The sequence below is a fragment of the Actinoallomurus soli genome (assembly GCF_024055715.1).
Lineage (GTDB): Bacteria > Actinomycetota > Actinomycetes > Streptosporangiales > Streptosporangiaceae > Actinoallomurus > Actinoallomurus soli.
In genome coordinates, this window is the sequence record NZ_JAMXMV010000009.1 from 281,605 (window position 1) to 297,194 (window position 15,590).

The window sequence follows — 15,590 nt, forward strand, 5'->3', positions numbered from 1 at the left end:
CAGGATGCGACTGACCACGTTCGGCCACGCCGCGGTGCTGGTCGAGACGGGATCCGAGCGGATCCTGGTCGATCCCTGGCTGACGCCGAGACTCGACCGCTTCTGGGAGCGCTGGCCCGCCATGCCGGACGGGCTGCTCGACGTCCTGGACGGCGGGGTCGACCACATCGTGTTCAGCCACCACCACTTCGACCACCACCACTTCCCGAGCCTCCGGCTTCTGTCGGACGACCCGGAGGTGGACTTCGACGAGATGCCCGCGCGCGCCGCCGAGACGCACTGCGTCTGGCCCCGGCGTCCCGGCCGGCCGCGGCCGACCGCCTCCGGCCTCGGTCATCAGGCGATCGGCTGGACGCTGCGCCGGCTCGGCTTCACCCGCTCGACGGCCGTCCAGCCGGGCGACACCGTGCAGCTCGGCGACACGCGGCTGCGCACGTCGGTCTCCCGCGTGCCCTTCCCCGAGATGCCCCTTCTCCTGGAGGGCCCCGACGCCACGGTGATGCTCTGCGGCGACGCCATGCTGCACCCCGACACCCAGGCGTGGTTCGCCGGTCCGGACGCCCCCCGCGTCGACGTCGCCCTCATCCCGGCGCACAGCATCGCGCCGCCGGGGGTGCTCACCGAGCGCCGCCCGCTGAGCGGGGTCGAGGACGTGCGGGCGCGGGCGCGCGCCAACTTCGACCGCTGGGTCGCGACCGTCGACGCGGGGCTGACCATCCCGTCCTCGTTCGGATGGCGCGTCGGCGGGGAGAACGGCGAGTTCTCCTGGTGCAACAAGGCGATCTTCCCGTTCACCCCCTGGCAGGCGCTCGAACGGCTGAAGGAGACCGGGCGGCCCGGCGCGCTGTGGGGACCCGGGCAGACGCTGGAGGTCGCCGGCGGGCGGGCCACCCTCTCCGAGAGCCGGTACGACTTCGCCTCCGTCTTCGAGGAGGTGACGCTCGACCCCGACGCGAAGATCCCGGCCTTCTCCCCCGAGCACGACCGTGTCGGCGCCCAGCGGGAGCCCACCGGTGAGCTGGTGGGCCGGCTCATGGACCACCTCGTCGGCACCGAGCTGTGGTACCGCGCGGTGGACGACGGCGACGGCCACGTTCTCAGCGTCACCGAGGACACCGGCACCACCCGGCACTTCGTGCTCGACTTCGCCGGCGGGCGCGTCCTGCCGTTCGGCGGGGAGAGCGACGGCGGCGAGGGGTACACCCGGATCGCCGGCTCCACGCTGCAGGCGCTCTTCGACGCCGAACTGCTGTTCGGCAGCTCGTACGCCCTGTGGGCGAGCAACGACGCGGTGCTGTCCGCCGTCTTCCACGATCCCCGGTGGTACGTCCGGCACGTGAACGCCGCGCTGGCGGGGAGCGGCCGATGACGGCGGACGTGCGCCGCCGGAGCGGCTACACCGTCGTCACGATCGAGCACGAGAGCGCCCTGCTCGCCGGCAACCCCCTCGGCGACCCGCACCGCCGCGAGATCCTGGTGCTCGCCCCGCGGGAGCCGTCGGAGCGCCCATTGCCCGTGGTGTACCTCCTCAGCGGGTACGGCTCGCGCGGGCGCGGCCTCCTCGCCGACCACGTGCTCGGCGACGGGCTCACCGGAATCGTCGGCGGCCTGGTCGACGCGGGACGGCTGCCGCCGTCGTACGTCGTGCTCCCGGACTGCACGACCCGGTACGGCGGCTCGCAGTACCTCGACTCGCCGATGTGCGGGCCCTACCAGCGGTACCTGCTCGACGAGATCGTCCCGGCGGTCGACGAGCGGTTCCCGACCGTGCGGGCGGCACGGGGCCGCGCGGTGATGGGCAAGTCGAGCGGCGGTTACGGAGCCGTCATGGCCGCGGCCCTCCGGCCGGGGGTGTTCGGGCACGTGATCGCGCACACGCCCGACGCGGGCTTCGAGCACTGCTACTTGTCGCTGCTGCCCCGTGTCCTGGACACGCTGCGGGAGCGCGGCGGGATCGGCACGCTGACGGGTCCCGGCTACGAGGGGCCCTTCGACGCCGCGTTCATGGTCGCGATGAGCCTGGTCGCCATGGGCGTCTGCTACGCCCCTGAAGGAGTGTCCGACCCCGCCGCCGCGTTCGTCTGCGATCCGGACACCGGGCGGTTCCGCGACGACGTCTGGAGCGCCTGGCTGTCCCACGACCCGGTGCGTCTCGCCGCCCGGCGGGCGCCGGCGCTCCGGGAACTCGGCTCCTTCTTCCTCGACGTCGGGAGCCGCGACGAGTACGGGATGCGCTGGGGCGTGCGGGCCCTGGACGCGGCGCTGACGGACGCCGGCGTGCCGCACACGTTCGAGGAGCACGGCGGCGGCCATCACGGGATCGAGCACCGGTTCGCGCGGTCCCTGTCCCTGCTCGGGCGGCACTGGAGCGCGTCATGTGCGGAATAGCGGGCTTCGTCAGCCTCGACGGACCGCGCGACCGGGACCGGCTCGCCGCGCTCGGCGCGCGGATGACCGCGGCGCTGCGGCACCGCGGCCCGGACGGCGACGGCGTCCACGTCTCGGCCGACGGCCGGGTCGTGCTCGGCGCCACCCGGCTGGCCGTACGGGACCTCAGCGACGCCGGCGACCAGCCCATGCACAGCCCCGACGGTCAGGTCACGCTCGTCTACAACGGAGAGCTCTACCGCGACCGGAACCCCGCGGGTACTCCGCCATGGCCGCTGCGCGGCGGCTGCGACACCGAGGAGTTCCTGCGGATCGTCTACGAGCGGTCCGAGGCCGCGCTCCCCGGCCTCGACGGCATGTTCGCGGCGGCGTGGCACGACCGGCGCACCGACCGGCTGGTGCTGGCCCGTGACCACTTCGGCGTGAAACCGCTGGTGTGGGCGCGGGTCGACGGCGGGCTCCTGTTCGCCTCGGAGATCGGCGCGCTGCTGGCCTCCGGCCTGCTGGACGCCCGGGTCGAGCCGCTCACGTTCCTGCACCGCGCGTACGTCCGGATGGACGCGGTGGACGACGGAACCTGGATCGCCGGCGTCCACTCGCTGGAGCCCGCGCACACCCTCGTGGTCGACCTGCGCGACGGCTCGGTGCGGCGGCGGCGGTACTGGGCGCCCGTGGCGGCGGAGGAGCCGATCGCGCCGGAGGTCCTGCGGGCGGCGTTCCACGAGGCGGTGGCGATGCGCCGGCCGTCGGACGTCCCGATGGCGGCCGTGGTCAGCGGCGGCGTCGACTCCTCGGCGGTCTTCGGAGCCCTGCGCCGCCTCGACTGCGACGTCGCGCCGTACGTCGTCCGCTACGAGGGCGCCGACGAGGGCCAGAACGAGGACGTGCCCTACGCGGTGGAGGTGGCGCGCCTCGGCGGCCGCGAACCCGTCCTGTGCGACATCCGGGTCGATGACGTCGCCGCGCTCGCCACGCGGCTCGCGCCGCACCTGCAGCGCCCGTTCCTGCACGGCGCCGAGCTCGCGCTGTTCCGCACGTACGAGCGCATCGCCGCGGACCGGCGGACCGTGGTGTTCTCCGGGCACGGCTCCGACGAGCTGTGGGGATACCAGGAGGGCCGCTACTTCCCGATCGCCGATCCGGCGCGCCCGCTCGACACGCACGGCGAGCACTACCTGCGAACCCGCCTCTACCGGGACGAGCGGCCCGGCTGGCACCGCATGCTCGACGCCCTGGCCGGGCAGCTCGGCGTGGCGGAACGGGACATCACCGACCTGGTGTGGGAGCGCACCCTCGCCCCGTACCGCGAGCTGGAGACGCTCGATCCGCACAAGCGCGGCCGTCACCACCTCATGCGCCGGTTCCTCGTCTACGTCAACGAGATGGTGGACGCGTGCTCGTCGGCGTTCTCCCTGGAGGACCGGCCGTCCTTCCAGGACGTCACGCTCGCGGAGATCGCCTTCGGCATGCCCGAGCACGTGAAGAACCGGGAGGGGCCGGGCACGGTCAAGCCCTTCCTCAAGCAGGCGGTGCGGCACCTGCTGCCGGACGGCGTCCTGAACCGGCCGAAGAAGGGGTTCCCGTCACCGGGCGACCCGGCCTTCCGCGACCGGCTCGTCGCCCTGGTCCGCGACACCGGGCTGCCCTACGATCTGCGGCTGGACGGAGCCCTCTTCGACGAACTGGGCATCGGGGAGCTGATGTTCCTGTTCTCGGCCCGCGTCTGGCTCGACGGGCTCCGCGTGCGGCCGGCCGACCCGGCCCCGATTCGAGTCTCTTCCCATCGACAAGGAGGTCAAGGGCGTGTGGAAGCATCGGGCCCTCGCTGACGCCGCGGAACTCCCGGCACGGCCGTCGGCGGTGCCGCCGGAACAGGCACAGGAGTGGTGCAATTTCGTCGTGTGGACCCCCGAACGTCTGCCGGCCGGGTGCGAGCTGCTGACGGGCACCCTCCGTAAGGAGGCTCCGCCGGGCCGGCTCGAGGAGCACCTCTCGGGTCACACTCCGTGGAGCGACAACAACCCCGCCGCCTACCGGTTCGAGATCGCCGGGGACGGCCGGCGGCTGCGGGTCAAGGAGTTCCTGTACGACTGGGCCTTCCCCGCCCTCGACCACCCCTGCCTCTGGGAGAGCCGGACCCACGCGGCTCCGGTCGACGACCGCCACGTCGTGTGGTTCGGCACGGACTATCTGAAGAACGCCGCCGCGTCGGCCCGGCTCGACCGTACGACGGTGGAGCTCTCCGTGCTGTCGGGGACGTTCGCCGAGGAGGAGATCCTCGACCTCTACCGGGCGATGCGGCCGGCCGACCCCGCGGTCGCCGCCGAGTTCGCCGCGACGCCGTTCGCCGCGCTGAGCTACTGGGCGCGCCGCGCGGACGCCGCCGCCGTCAACGTCCCGGTGGGGCTGTGGACCTTCCGCCGCCGGCGCTCGCACGAGAGCCGGTGGTCGACCGGCGCGGAGGCCGAACGCCTCGTCACGGAGCTGGGCCTGCCGCCCGCGCTGGGCGGGCTGGACCTGGACAGCGCGGCACGGTTCGTCGACGACCAGGGCCGCGAGGACGTCGAGGCCGTCTACTCGGGCCGCCCGGAGCGGGGCCGCGAGCTGCGGGTGATCGCCCAGAAGCGCGGCCGGGGCAGCCTGCGCGTCCCGTCCGAGCCTGAGGACCAGCCCGGTGAGCGGGACACCGTCCGCGTCGGCGGCGTCGATGTCCAGCTCGGCTGGATCGACGAGCGGTACGGCCCCTTCCAGGCCGTGTACGCCCACGGCGACGTCGAGGCGACCCTCCTCAGCAGCACCGGGGTCGGCCTGGACCGCGCGTGGTTCCTCGACGCGCTCGCCGCGGCGATGCCCTGACGTCCCCGAGACGAGAAGTCCCGATCCGCTCTACCCGGAGGTGAGACAGGATGACCCCGCGTCCCGGCCTGCTGGACCGGATCGGCGGTGTGGCCGTACGCGGCCGGATCGAGAAGGCGCGGGGACCGTCCCGGGTGCTGTACGACCCGTCGTACGGCACGCCGATCGCCGAGTTCGCCGAGGCGTCCGCCGATGAGGTCGCCGCGGCCGTCGCAGAGGCGGTGCGGGCGTTCCCGGCGTGGGCCGGATGCCATCCGCGGGACCGGCAGGACGTCCTGCTCGCGCTCGCGGACCAGGTCGACCGGGCCACGGACGAGCTCACGGAGCTGGAGGCGCTGAACTCCGGCAAGCCGCTCGCCCAGGCCCGCGGCGAGATGACCTTCGCCGTCCGCACCCTGCGCTATTTCGCCGGCACGCCGATGCGGCCGACCGGCGAGCTCAATCCGTCGGCCGGGGGCACGCTCGCCTACACCGACCGCACCCCGCTCGGCGTCTGCGCGGCGATCGCGCCGTCGAACTACCCGCTGCTCCTGTCGGTCTGGAAGCTCGCCGCGGCGCTGGCGTACGGCAACACCGTCATCCTGAAACCGGCGGAGGAGACGCCGCTGTCGGCGCTGCGGTTCGCGGAGCTGGCGCACGACGCCGGCCTGCCGCCGGGCGTCCTGGCCGTCGTGACGGGCGGTCCGGAGACGGGCCGGCTGCTGTGCCGGCACCCCGACGTGGCGGCGGTCTCCTTCACCGGATCCACCGCCGCGGGCCGCGACGTCGCGGCCCTGTGCGCCGAGGGGATCAAGCCGGTCTCGCTGGAGCTCGGCGGGGTGAGCCCGTTCGTGGTGCTCGCCGACGCGGACCTGGACGCGGCCGCGGCGGCGCTGGTCGAGGGGTTCACCGGCAACACGGGCCAGATGTGCGTGGCCGCCGGGCGGCTCATCGTCGAGAGCCCGGTGCGCGAGGCGTTCGTCGAGCGGGTGGCCCGGGCCGCGGCCGCCAGGCGGATCGGCCCGGCCTTCGACCCCGGCACCGAGCTGGGGCCGCTGGTCAGCGCGGAGGCACGGGACCACTGGGCGCGGCAGGTCGACCGGGCCCTGACGGCCGGCGCACGCGTCGTCGAACCGCGCGGCGCCGAACCGTCCGGCGGCGGCTACTACGTCGCTCCGGTCGTCCTGGACGGCGTGCGCCCGGACATGCCGATCGCCCGGGAGGAGGTCTTCGGGCCGGTGCTCCCGGTCATCGACGCCCCTTCGGCGGACGAGGCGCTCCGGCTCGCCGCCGACACGCGGTTCGGTCTCGCCGCGTCCCTGTGGACCCGCGACCTCCACCAGGCGCACCGCGCCGCCGGAGCCCTCCGTGCCGGGATGGTGTGGATCAACACCTACGGTGACACCGAGGAGCACATCAGCGTGGGCGGCATCGGCCTGTCCGGCTACGGCAGAGAGCTCGGCGAGCACGCGCGGGAGCAGTACACCGCCACCCGGGCCGTCTTCCTGGCGCACGGTTAGGCGGCGGCGTGCACGTCATCGACCTGCGCAGTGACACGAGGACGAGGCCGGACTCCCGGATGCGCGCCGCGATGGCGCGGGCGGAGGTCGGCGACGACAGCTTCGGCGACGATCCGACCGTCGCGGAGCTGGAGGAACGGGTCGCCGACCTGCTCGGCGCCAAGGCGGCGCTGTTCACCGCCGGAGGGACCATGAGCAACCTGCTCGCGGTCCTCACCGGTGCCGGCGCCGGCGGAGGGTCGGTCGTGGCCGGGGCGCAGTCGCACCTGCTCCACCACGAGAACGACGGCGCGCGCGTGCTCGCCCGCGCGCGGATCCACACCGTGCCGGACCCGCACGGCGAGCTCGACGAGGACGCCGTGACCGCCGCGCTGGCCGAGGGGGCCCGCCCGTCCCTCCTCTGGCTCGAGAACACCAGCAACCGGTACGGCGGCAACGCCCTCGACGAGGCGTCCCTGCGCCGGCAGGCCGCTCCGGCCCGGAGCGCCGGAGCCGCGGTGCACCTCGACGGCGCCCGCCTGGCCAACGCCGCCGTCGCCCTCGGCCGCAGCCCCGCGGAGCTGGCCGCCGTCGCCGACACCGTGTCGTTCTCGCTGTGCAAGGGGCTCGGCGCGCCGGCCGGATCCCTGCTGTGCGGTCCGGCCGAGCTGATCCAGGAGGCGCGTTACTTCCGCCGGATGATCGGCGGAACGCTCCATCAGGCCGGGGTGCTGGCGGCCGCCGGCCTGGTCGCGCTGGACCGTCTCCCCGACCTGGCCGAGGACCACCGCCGGGCCGCCGCGCTACGCGCGGCGCTGGCCGGCGTCGCGGGCGTCGAGCCGTCCGCCATCCCCCGGCCGACGAACATGGCGTTGTTCCGGGTCCCCGGCGTCCCCGCCGAGAAGGCGCTCGAACGGCTGGCCGGCGCCGGGGTCCTGGGGCTGCCGATCACCGCCGACCTCGTACGGCTGGTGGTGCACCGCGAGCACTCCGACACCGACATCGAGCGGGCCGCCGAGCGGATCGCCGCGGTCTTTCCCGGAGGGAAGATATGAACCCGATCGACGAACTGCGGACCGAAGGCTACGTCGTCCTGAACGGGCTGGCGGACGCGGCCGGCCTCGGCCGGCTGCGGGCCGTCGTCGCCGGCCTGGAGGCGGCGGCCGCCGAGATGACGCGATCCACCGACGACTTCGTGCTGGAGGCCGAGGGGGTCGGCGGCTGGGTGGCGTGGCAGCAGGGGACCGCCGCGGTGCCCGGCACCCTGCGGTCGGTCAGCCGGGTCCACGTCCACCGGCCCGAGCTCGTCCGGATCGCCGCGGACCTGGGCCTGCCGGGCAAGCACGTGGAACCCGCGGTGGGAACGCCGGTGGAGCTCATCAACACCTTCCTCTGGGCGAAACCGGCGCGGGTGGGCTCGGAGAAGCCGTGGCACCAGGACATGGCCTTCGCCCCCGACGGGTTCACCGACCGGCACGGCAACGTCGTCACCGTGTGGGTGGCGATCGATCCCGCGACACGGGAGAACGGCTGCCTGGAGTTCTACCCCGGCTCGCACCGCGGCGGGCTCCTCCCCCACGTCGGCGACGAGGAGCGCACCGGCGACGGGCCGCGCCTGGAACGCCCGGTCGAGCCGCACATCGACGCGGCCGCGCTACCGGCGGACTCCACGCCCGTACGGGTGCCGCTGGCCCCGGGCTCGGCGGTGATGTTCGACGGCCGGATCGTGCACCGGTCGGCCCCCAACAGCGCGGGGACTCCCCGGCGGGCCATCAGCTTCGTCTACGCGCTCCCGCGCGACGGCAACTGAATCCCGCAGGACGGAGCCGGGCGCCGCTCCCGGCGGTCACTCCGGGGTGACGGCGGTGGCGTGCCCGTCGTAGGGGGCCGGGCCGTCCTGGAGCCCCCCGCTCCGGGCGCGGCCGCCGAGCCGTGCCGGCAGGACGCAGGCCGCGCCCAGGACGGCGAGCCCGACCGTCGAGAGGCCGGAGAGCAGCAGGGTGCCCCCCGAGCCCAGGTCGGCCACCAGCCGCCCTCCCAGCGCCGCGCCGAGCGGGGTCGCCGAGACCAGGATGGCGCTGCGGAACGCGCTCAGGCTCACCAGCTCGTCCGGGGGCGCCTCCCGCTGCATGAGGGTGACCGACAGCGGGCCGTACGGGGCGTAGATCAGCCCGCCCACGGCGAAGCCCGCGATCCCCGCGGCGAGGGTGCCGAACGCCGCCAGGGGGAGCATCGCCAGACCCCAGCCGGCGACGATGGCGAGCGTGGCCGGCCACAGCGGCAGGCGGCGCAGCGCTCCGGTGATCACCGTGCCGGTCACCGCTCCGGCCCCGAACGCGCCCCAGATCCAGCCGAGCGTCGTCGGGTCCCCGCCCAGGTGGTCGGCGACGAACACCGGGACCGCCACCTCGACCGGCCCGTAGAGCAGGTAGAACAGGTAGCTGAGCGCCAGCAGGCCCACCAGCGCGGGACGGTGGGCGAAGGTCCGTACGGTCCGGCGCAGCGGGATCGGCGGCCGGCGGCCCACCGTGCCCCGCACGCGTACGCGTACGACCGTCAGGGTCATGAAGGCGTAGCTGAGCGCGTCGCACAGCAGCACGGCGCCGGGGCCGAGCACCGACGCCACGGCGCCCGCGAGGGGCGGGCCCGCGATGTAGGAGAACTGCTCCTCGCCGGCGATCATCGAGTTGCCCGCCAGGCGGCTCTCCGGCGGCAGGCACTCGGCGACGAAGGTCTGCCGCCCGGCGATGCCCCAGGCGTGCAGCAGTGAGGACGACGCGAGCAGGATGATGTAGGTGGTGGCGTCCAGCAGCCCCGCCCACTGCAGCACCGGGATCAGCGTGAAGACGATCCCGCGCAGCACCGAGTCCAGGAGGATGAGGCTGCGGGCGTCGCGTGAGCTCAGCCAGCGTCCCAGCGCGATCGACCCGATCGCCCCCGGCAGCGAGTAGGCCGCGACGGCGAGCCCGGTCACGGTGGCCCGGTCGGCGGGCGAGGCGAGCCGGATGGCCAGCCAGGCGACGCCCAGCAGGCTCATCCCGTCGCCGATGAAGGAGACCAGGAAGCCGGGCTGCATCCGGCGGAAGTCCCGGTCGGCCAGGCAGCGGGCGTAGCCCTCGGGCACCAGCCGGCGAAGACGCCCGCTCCGCCCGCTCAACGTCATCGGCTGGTGGCCTCCGCCTCGCTCACCGCGCGCCGGAACCCGACCTCCGGGCTCCTGATCATCGGGAGCTTACCGGCTCGGAGTACGGCGGTCGGCAGGGCCGGTGAGGGCGGGCAGGGAGCCGACGAGCGTCTCGCCTCAGCGTCCGGCCGCCGCGGGGCCCGCCACGCCGAAACCCTGGCGAAGGAAGTTCTGCATGGAAGCGGAGTCGTTGGCATGCGGGAATTCCTCAGAGGGCACATCGACCCCCAGATAGGCGCACAGCGGTTCCCAGCCCTGCTTCACGTCGTACACCAGGAGGTTGTCCGCGCCGACATTGCGAATGACCTCCTGGTTGTGCCGGTGGAATACCTCGATCGCGTGCTCCTTGTCGGAGAACCGGCCGTCGAAGAGGCCGCTCCAGGTCATGGTGTCGGTCACGCGGTACGTCCGCGCCGGCCGGGAACCGGCCGGCGGAGGGTTCTCCTCGCTTTTCAGGGCGAATTGGTAGAGCGTGTCGTAGGTGCTCCGATACCAGCGCTCGGCGTCGCGGACCGTGAGGATCATCTTGGCCTCGGGGAACGCCTCCATGAGCTGCCGGTAGTAGATGGCGCTGGGCCCGTCCACGGCGGAGGTGTAGCCGTCGAAGACGGCTTTCCAATCGGGCGGTTGCCCGTCGCAGACGATCTTTTCCCACTGCCCGAGACGCTCTTCGCTGCCCACGATGTCGAACATGTGGTAACACGGCCCGTATCCGAGCCGTTCCAGCGCCACCTTCAGCGAGGTCGTACCCGTCCTGCCCAGCCCCGCGTTGATGAGCTTCAACAAGGCGATGTCCCTTTCCTCGTCCCTTTCGTCCTCAGCTTAGATCGCCCGGTACCTCGCGAGTGGCGACGTTGATGCGATTCCAGAGATTGACCAGTCCGATCTGTATGACCACCGCGCCGAGTTCCTGCTCGGTGTAGTGACGGGCGGCCTCCAGCCAGACCTCGTCCGGCACGGGGTCCTCCGCCCGGTCGCTGATGCGGGTGAGCACTTCGGACAGCGCCAGCGCGGCGCGCTCGGCGTCGCCGAAGCAGGACGCCTCCCGCCACTCCGCCGCCTTGAGCAGACGTTCGTCCGTCTCCCCTTCCGCGAGGCGGATGGGACGCCCGTTGATCTGGCTGACGCGCAGGCGGATGAGGTCGAGCGTTCGCTGCGGCAGGCCGACCTTGCCGATGACCTTGGTGAGTTCGAGAAGGGGGGGCAGGGCGTCGGGAACGACCAGCGACGGGTTGGTCATCCGTGGTGACATGGGTTTCCTCCCGGAAGACGTGTTCAACTGACGGAATGGCGCAGATGAAATCCGGCGGCCCGGCGGTGGCCGGCCGAGACGGGGCGGGGGGTGATGGCGGGGCACCCGGCGACCGCCGCGAGGGGAGGCGGAGGCTCGAGGTCGGGCAGCGCGAGCAGGACGGGCGGGTCGGCCGGCCGGCCGCGGCGCAGGCGCACCGCGGCGCTCGTGACGCTGTCCGCGGTCACCGTCACCGCGTCGCGACCGCCGATGAGCGTGGTCCGGTCGTCCCACGGGTCGGGGCCGACGCCGTCGGCCACTCCGACCGCGTGCACGAACCAGGTGCCTTCGGGAACGTCCGGCAGGTGGTAGCAGGACGGACGGCCGCTGGGCACGTCGACGATGACGGCGGCGGCCGACGGGTGCTGGACGATGGGCGTCCGGAAGGCGCCCACGTACACGCGCGCGTTCCCGTGGCCCTCCGGCAGGCTGATCGTCCCCGCGACCGCGCCGACCCCGGTGCGCGGATCCGGCTGCGGGCCGGGCAGGTCGAATCCCCCGGTCCGCGACAGACGGCGGAACCGGCCGGGAGAGACGCCGACACTCGCCGTGAAATAGTTCGTGAACGAACCCAGGCTGTTATATCCGACCGCGGATGATATGTCGGTTATGCTCATAGAGGTGTTCAGCAGCAGCCGCTTGGCCTGGTGGATGCGGATCGCCGCGAGGAACCGGCAGGGAGTGATTCCGATCGTGTCCCTGAAAAGGCGGGCGAAGTAGAAGCGGCTGAGCAGAGCGCTCTCCGCGATCTCCGTCAGCGACAACGGCTCACTGTAGCGCTCCCAGATACACTCGATCGCCCTTTCAATTGCGCTGTCCATAGTCACCTCACTGCATTCCGTACCGGCCATCAGAGTGGCCCGCGTGCGTCGCGGTCAGGTCGAGCAGCGCTCGGGACGCGCCCGGAGGGCAAGCTACGAGATGGATGCGTCGGGCGATCGGCGCACGCTAAGAGATCGCCGAAGCCCCGCCGTAGGAGAAGAACGCATGACCATGAGCGAACAGCCTTCCGATCCGGTGCCGGAATCCGCGCGGCACGCGGCGACGACCAGAGACCACGTCCGCCGCCTGCTGGAGATCCGCGAGCGGGCGGTCAAAGGGGATGAGCTGGCCACCGAACGCCAGCACGCGAAGGGGAAACTGACCGCCAGACAACGGCTCGAGCACCTGCTCGACAGCGGTTCCTTCACCGAACTCGACCTGTTCCGGCGGCGGACGGCCGGCGCGGGACCCGCGGGACCGTTCACCGACGGGGTCGTCGCCGGCGCCGGCACCGTACACGGCCGCCGGGTCTTCGCCTACGCCCAGGACTTCCGCGTCTTCGGCGGCTCACTCGGCGAGGAGCACGCCGCGAAGATCCACAAGGTGATGGATCTGGCCATCGCCGCCGGCGCCCCGCTCATCGCGCTGAACGACAGCGGCGGCGCGCGCATCCAGGAGGGCGTCACCGCGCTGGCCGGCTACGGCGGGATCTTCCGCCGCAACGTCCGCGCCTCCGGCGTGATCCCTCAGATCAGCATCGTGCTGGGACCGTGCGCCGGCGGCGCGGCGTACTCACCGGCGCTCACCGACTTCACCTTCATGGTCCGCGAGACCTCGCACATGTTCATCACCGGACCGGACGTCATCAAGACCGTGACGGGCGAGTCGGTCACGCACGAGGAGCTGGGCGGCGCACAGGTGCACGCGGCCACCTCCGGCGTCGCGACCTTCGTCTACGACGACGAGGCGGCCTGCCTGGACGACGTCCGCTACCTCCTGTCGCTGCTGCCGTCCAACAGCCACGACCTCTCCCCCCTCTGCGAGACCGGCGACCCGCCGGACCGGCGATGCCCCCGGCTCGCCGACATCGTGCCGGCGAACCCGAAGATCCCCTACGACATCCGCGAGGTGATCACGGAGATCGCGGACGACGGCGAGTTCATGGAGGTCCACGAGCACTGGGCCCAGAACCTCGTCTGCGCGCTGACGCGCCTTGGCGGCCGGACGGTCGGCATCCTGGCCAACCAGCCGGTCGTCCGCGCGGGGGTCCTCGACATCGACGCCTCCCAGAAGGGTGCCCGGTTCGTGCAGATGTGCGACGCGTTCAGCATCCCGCTGGTCACGCTCGTCGACGTGCCCGGCTTCCTGCCCGGCGTGGACCAGGAGCATCAGGGGATCATCAGGCACGGGGCCAAGCTGCTGTACGCGTACTGCAACGCCACCGTCCCGCGGGTGCAGGTGATCCTCCGCAAGGCCTACGGCGGTGCGTACATCGTGATGGACTCGCGGTCCATCGGAGCGGACCTGTCCTTCGCCTGGCCGATCAATGAGATCGCCGTGATGGGCGCCGAAGCCGCGGTCGGAGTGATCTACCGCAAGGAGCTGGCCGCCGCCGACGATCCCGAGGCGCTCAGGTCACAGCTCATCACCGAGTACACCGAAGAACTCATGCACCCGTACTACTCGCCGGAGAGGGGCCTGGTCGACGACGTGATCGATCCCGCGGACACGCGGGTCATGGTCATCCGGGCGCTCGACCTGCTCAGCGAGAAGCGGCCGGAGCTGATGCCGCGCAAGCACGGGAATCCCCCGGCGTGACGCGCTCCCCGGCCCGGAGGCCGGGGAGCCGGTCCGCGTCGTGTCAGGGGTCAGGCCGTCCGCCGGGCGGCTTCGACCAGGTCGGCGTCGCGGTTGACCAGCGCCGCGTACCGGCCGCCGAGGGCGAGCAGCTCGTCATGGGTGCCGCGTTCGGCGATCTGACCGCGCTCCAGCACGATGATCTCGTCGGCGTGCCGGATCGTGGACAGCCGGTGCGCGATCGTGATCGTGGTACGGCCGGCGCTCGCCGCGTCGATCGCCTCCTGCACGGCCCGCTCGGTCTGCGTGTCGAGGGCGCTGGTCGCCTCGTCCAGGACGAGGATGGGCGGGTCGCGCAGGACCGCGCGGGCGATCGCCAGGCGCTGCTTCTCCCCGCCGGAGAACCGGTAGCCGCGCTCCCCGACGACCGTGTCGTAGCCGTCGGGCAGAGACGTCAGGTGGTCGTGGATCTGGGCGACCTTCGCGGCCGCGAACAGCTCCTCATCGGTCGCGTCGGGCTTGGCGAACCGCAGGTTCTCGGCGACCGAGGCGTGGAACAGGTAGGTCTCCTGGGAGACCAGGCCGACCGCGGCGGCGAGCGCGCCGAAGGACATGTCCCGTACGTCCGTGCCGTCGATCGTGACGCGGCCGGACGACACGTCGTACAGCCGCGGGATGAGGTAACTGAGAGTGGTCTTGCCGGACCCGGTCTCGCCGACGATGGCGAGGCTGTGCCCGGCGGGGACGGTCACGTCGATGCCGCTCAGCGCGGGCCGTTCCGCGCCGGCGTAGACGAACCGGACGTCCTGCAGGCGCACGTCCCCGCGCAGGGGGACGGGATCCCTGGGGTGATCCGGCTCGGCGATGTCGACGGGCAGGTCGAGGTACTCGAAGATCCGGCCGAACAGCTCGAGGGAACTCTGGATCTCCACCCCGACGCTCAGGAGCTGGACCGCCGGCCGGAACAGCTGCTGCTGCAGGGTGGTGAACGCGACCAGCGTGCCGAGGGAGATCGCCATGTCGTCGCCGCGGCCGGTCAGCCCGGTCACCCAGTAGATCACCGCGGGCATCGAGGCCAGCACGATGTTGATCATCGACTGGCTCCAGCGGCCCGCCATGCTGGAGCGGACCTCCAGATCGGCGACCTTGCCGGACTCGTCGGCGAAGGCGCCGGTCAGCGATCGGGACCGGCCCATGCTGTGGCCGAGCAGGATGCCGCTCACCGACAGCGACTCCTGCACGATCGAGGCGATCGTGGCGAGTTGCCGCTGACGGTCACGGGTGATGCGACGGCGTTCGGCGCCGATGCGGCGGCTGATCCAGAGGAAGATCGGCATGATCACCATCGACGCGATCGTGAGCCGCCAGTCGAGGACGACCATGGCGATGAGCGTGGCGATCGCGGTGGTCAGGTTGGACACCAGCGTCGTCGCGGTGGTCGTGACCGTGGCCTGCATGCCGCCGATGTCGTTGGCGATGCGCGACTGCACCTCGCCGGTGCGGGTCCGGGTGAAGAAGGCCAGCGACATGCGTTGCAGATGCGAGTAGACCGCGGTGCGCAGGTCGTGCATGACCGACTGGCCGACCTTGGTGGACACGTAGGTCTGCCAGACGCTGAACGCACTGTTGGCGACCGCGACGACGATCATGCCGAGCGCGAGCAGGGTCAGCAGACCCGTCCGCCCCCGGGGCAGGGCCACGTCCATGATCTCGCGGATCATGAACGGGTTGACGAGGGAGACGAGCGATGAGGCGCCGACGAAGATGGCGACGGACAGCAGGCTCCACCGGTACGGGCGGAACAGCCGGAAGATGCGCCGCATCGGCACACGGG

General features: G+C 72.5%; 13 protein-coding genes. 8 read left to right on the forward strand and 5 right to left on the reverse strand.

The window, feature by feature from the left end; genetic code table 11:
- Positions 1 to 4: 4 nt before the first annotated feature.
- Genes NDW01_RS23635 through NDW01_RS23665 form a run of 7 tightly spaced genes read left to right on the forward strand, consistent with a single transcriptional unit; the run spans position 5 to position 8,532 of the window.
- Complete coding sequence (locus NDW01_RS23635) at positions 5 to 1,369, forward strand: MBL fold metallo-hydrolase (protein WP_252823456.1); 1,365 nt, start codon at positions 5 to 7, stop codon at positions 1,367 to 1,369.
- Positions 1,366 to 2,388 (forward strand): alpha/beta hydrolase-fold protein, encoded by a 1,023-nt coding sequence (locus NDW01_RS23640; RefSeq protein ID WP_252823457.1) that lies wholly within the window; start codon positions 1,366 to 1,368, stop codon positions 2,386 to 2,388. The genes NDW01_RS23635 and NDW01_RS23640 overlap by 4 nt, the downstream gene beginning before the upstream one ends.
- Positions 2,376 to 4,217, forward strand: coding sequence for an asparagine synthase (glutamine-hydrolyzing) (asnB, locus tag NDW01_RS23645; RefSeq protein WP_252823458.1), 1,842 nt, complete (start codon positions 2,376 to 2,378; stop codon positions 4,215 to 4,217). Before NDW01_RS23640 ends, asnB begins: the two co-directional genes overlap by 13 nt.
- Positions 4,192 to 5,244 (forward strand): hypothetical protein, encoded by a 1,053-nt coding sequence (locus tag NDW01_RS23650; protein WP_252823459.1) that lies wholly within the window; start codon positions 4,192 to 4,194, stop codon positions 5,242 to 5,244. Before asnB ends, NDW01_RS23650 begins: the two co-directional genes overlap by 26 nt.
- Positions 5,245 to 5,294: 50 nt before the next feature.
- A complete protein-coding gene (locus NDW01_RS23655) occupies positions 5,295 to 6,743 on the forward strand; it encodes an aldehyde dehydrogenase family protein (RefSeq protein ID WP_252823460.1) in 1,449 nt (482 codons plus the stop codon).
- Between the two features lie 8 nt (positions 6,744 to 6,751).
- Complete coding sequence (locus NDW01_RS23660) at positions 6,752 to 7,777, forward strand: threonine aldolase family protein (protein WP_252823461.1); 1,026 nt, start codon at positions 6,752 to 6,754, stop codon at positions 7,775 to 7,777.
- Positions 7,774 to 8,532 carry a phytanoyl-CoA dioxygenase family protein gene (locus tag NDW01_RS23665; RefSeq protein ID WP_252823462.1) on the forward strand — a complete coding sequence of 253 codons (759 nt, stop codon included), beginning with the start codon at positions 7,774 to 7,776 and terminating at the stop codon, positions 8,530 to 8,532. The genes NDW01_RS23660 and NDW01_RS23665 overlap by 4 nt, the downstream gene beginning before the upstream one ends.
- Before the next feature lie 36 nt (positions 8,533 to 8,568).
- Here the strand turns inward: NDW01_RS23665 and NDW01_RS23670 are convergent, their stop codons facing one another.
- From NDW01_RS23670 to NDW01_RS23685, 4 genes are all read right to left on the reverse strand, one after another.
- A complete protein-coding gene (locus NDW01_RS23670; protein WP_252823463.1) occupies positions 8,569 to 9,885 on the reverse strand; it encodes an MFS transporter in 1,317 nt (438 codons plus the stop codon).
- A 138-nt stretch (positions 9,886 to 10,023) separates the two neighbouring features.
- Positions 10,024 to 10,692 (reverse strand): sulfotransferase family protein, encoded by a 669-nt coding sequence (locus NDW01_RS23675; protein ID WP_308211766.1) that lies wholly within the window; start codon positions 10,690 to 10,692, stop codon positions 10,024 to 10,026.
- Positions 10,693 to 10,723: 31 nt separating this feature from the next.
- A complete protein-coding gene (locus NDW01_RS23680; protein WP_252823464.1) occupies positions 10,724 to 11,158 on the reverse strand; it encodes a carboxymuconolactone decarboxylase family protein in 435 nt (144 codons plus the stop codon).
- A gap of 23 nt (positions 11,159 to 11,181) precedes the next feature.
- Positions 11,182 to 12,048: a helix-turn-helix transcriptional regulator gene (locus NDW01_RS23685; RefSeq protein WP_308211767.1), complete on the reverse strand. Its 867-nt coding sequence runs from the start codon at positions 12,046 to 12,048 to the stop codon at positions 11,182 to 11,184.
- A gap of 142 nt (positions 12,049 to 12,190) precedes the next feature.
- Here NDW01_RS23685 and NDW01_RS23690 point away from each other — a divergent pair, with 142 nt between their 5' ends.
- Positions 12,191 to 13,777, forward strand: a complete 1,587-nt coding sequence (locus NDW01_RS23690) for an acyl-CoA carboxylase subunit beta (RefSeq protein WP_454923422.1) — start codon at positions 12,191 to 12,193, stop codon at positions 13,775 to 13,777.
- A 50-nt stretch (positions 13,778 to 13,827) separates the two neighbouring features.
- Here NDW01_RS23690 and NDW01_RS23695 read toward each other — a convergent pair whose 3' ends face one another.
- Entirely contained in the window at positions 13,828 to 15,579 is a 1,752-nt protein-coding gene (locus NDW01_RS23695; protein ID WP_305883805.1) for an ABC transporter ATP-binding protein, read from the reverse strand.
- Positions 15,580 to 15,590 lie beyond the last annotated feature (11 nt).

Coding starts and splice junctions, on each gene's coding strand:
- NDW01_RS23680 (WP_252823464.1), bottom strand. CDS start 11,158: ATGTCACCACGGATGACCAACCCGTCGCTGGTCGTTCCCGACGCCCTG.
- NDW01_RS23640 (WP_252823457.1), top strand. CDS start 1,366: ATGACGGCGGACGTGCGCCGCCGGAGCGGCTACACCGTCGTCACGATC.
- NDW01_RS23685 (WP_308211767.1), bottom strand. CDS start 12,048: ATGGCCGGTACGGAATGCAGTGAGGTGACTATGGACAGCGCAATTGAA.
- NDW01_RS23670 (WP_252823463.1), bottom strand. CDS start 9,885: ATGACGTTGAGCGGGCGGAGCGGGCGTCTTCGCCGGCTGGTGCCCGAG.
- asnB (WP_252823458.1), top strand. CDS start 2,376: ATGTGCGGAATAGCGGGCTTCGTCAGCCTCGACGGACCGCGCGACCGG.
- NDW01_RS23690 (WP_454923422.1), top strand. CDS start 12,191: ATGAGCGAACAGCCTTCCGATCCGGTGCCGGAATCCGCGCGGCACGCG.
- NDW01_RS23635 (WP_252823456.1), top strand. CDS start 5: ATGCGACTGACCACGTTCGGCCACGCCGCGGTGCTGGTCGAGACGGGA.
- NDW01_RS23655 (WP_252823460.1), top strand. CDS start 5,295: ATGACCCCGCGTCCCGGCCTGCTGGACCGGATCGGCGGTGTGGCCGTA.
- NDW01_RS23665 (WP_252823462.1), top strand. CDS start 7,774: ATGAACCCGATCGACGAACTGCGGACCGAAGGCTACGTCGTCCTGAAC.
- NDW01_RS23695 (WP_305883805.1), bottom strand. CDS start 15,579: ATGCGGCGCATCTTCCGGCTGTTCCGCCCGTACCGGTGGAGCCTGCTG.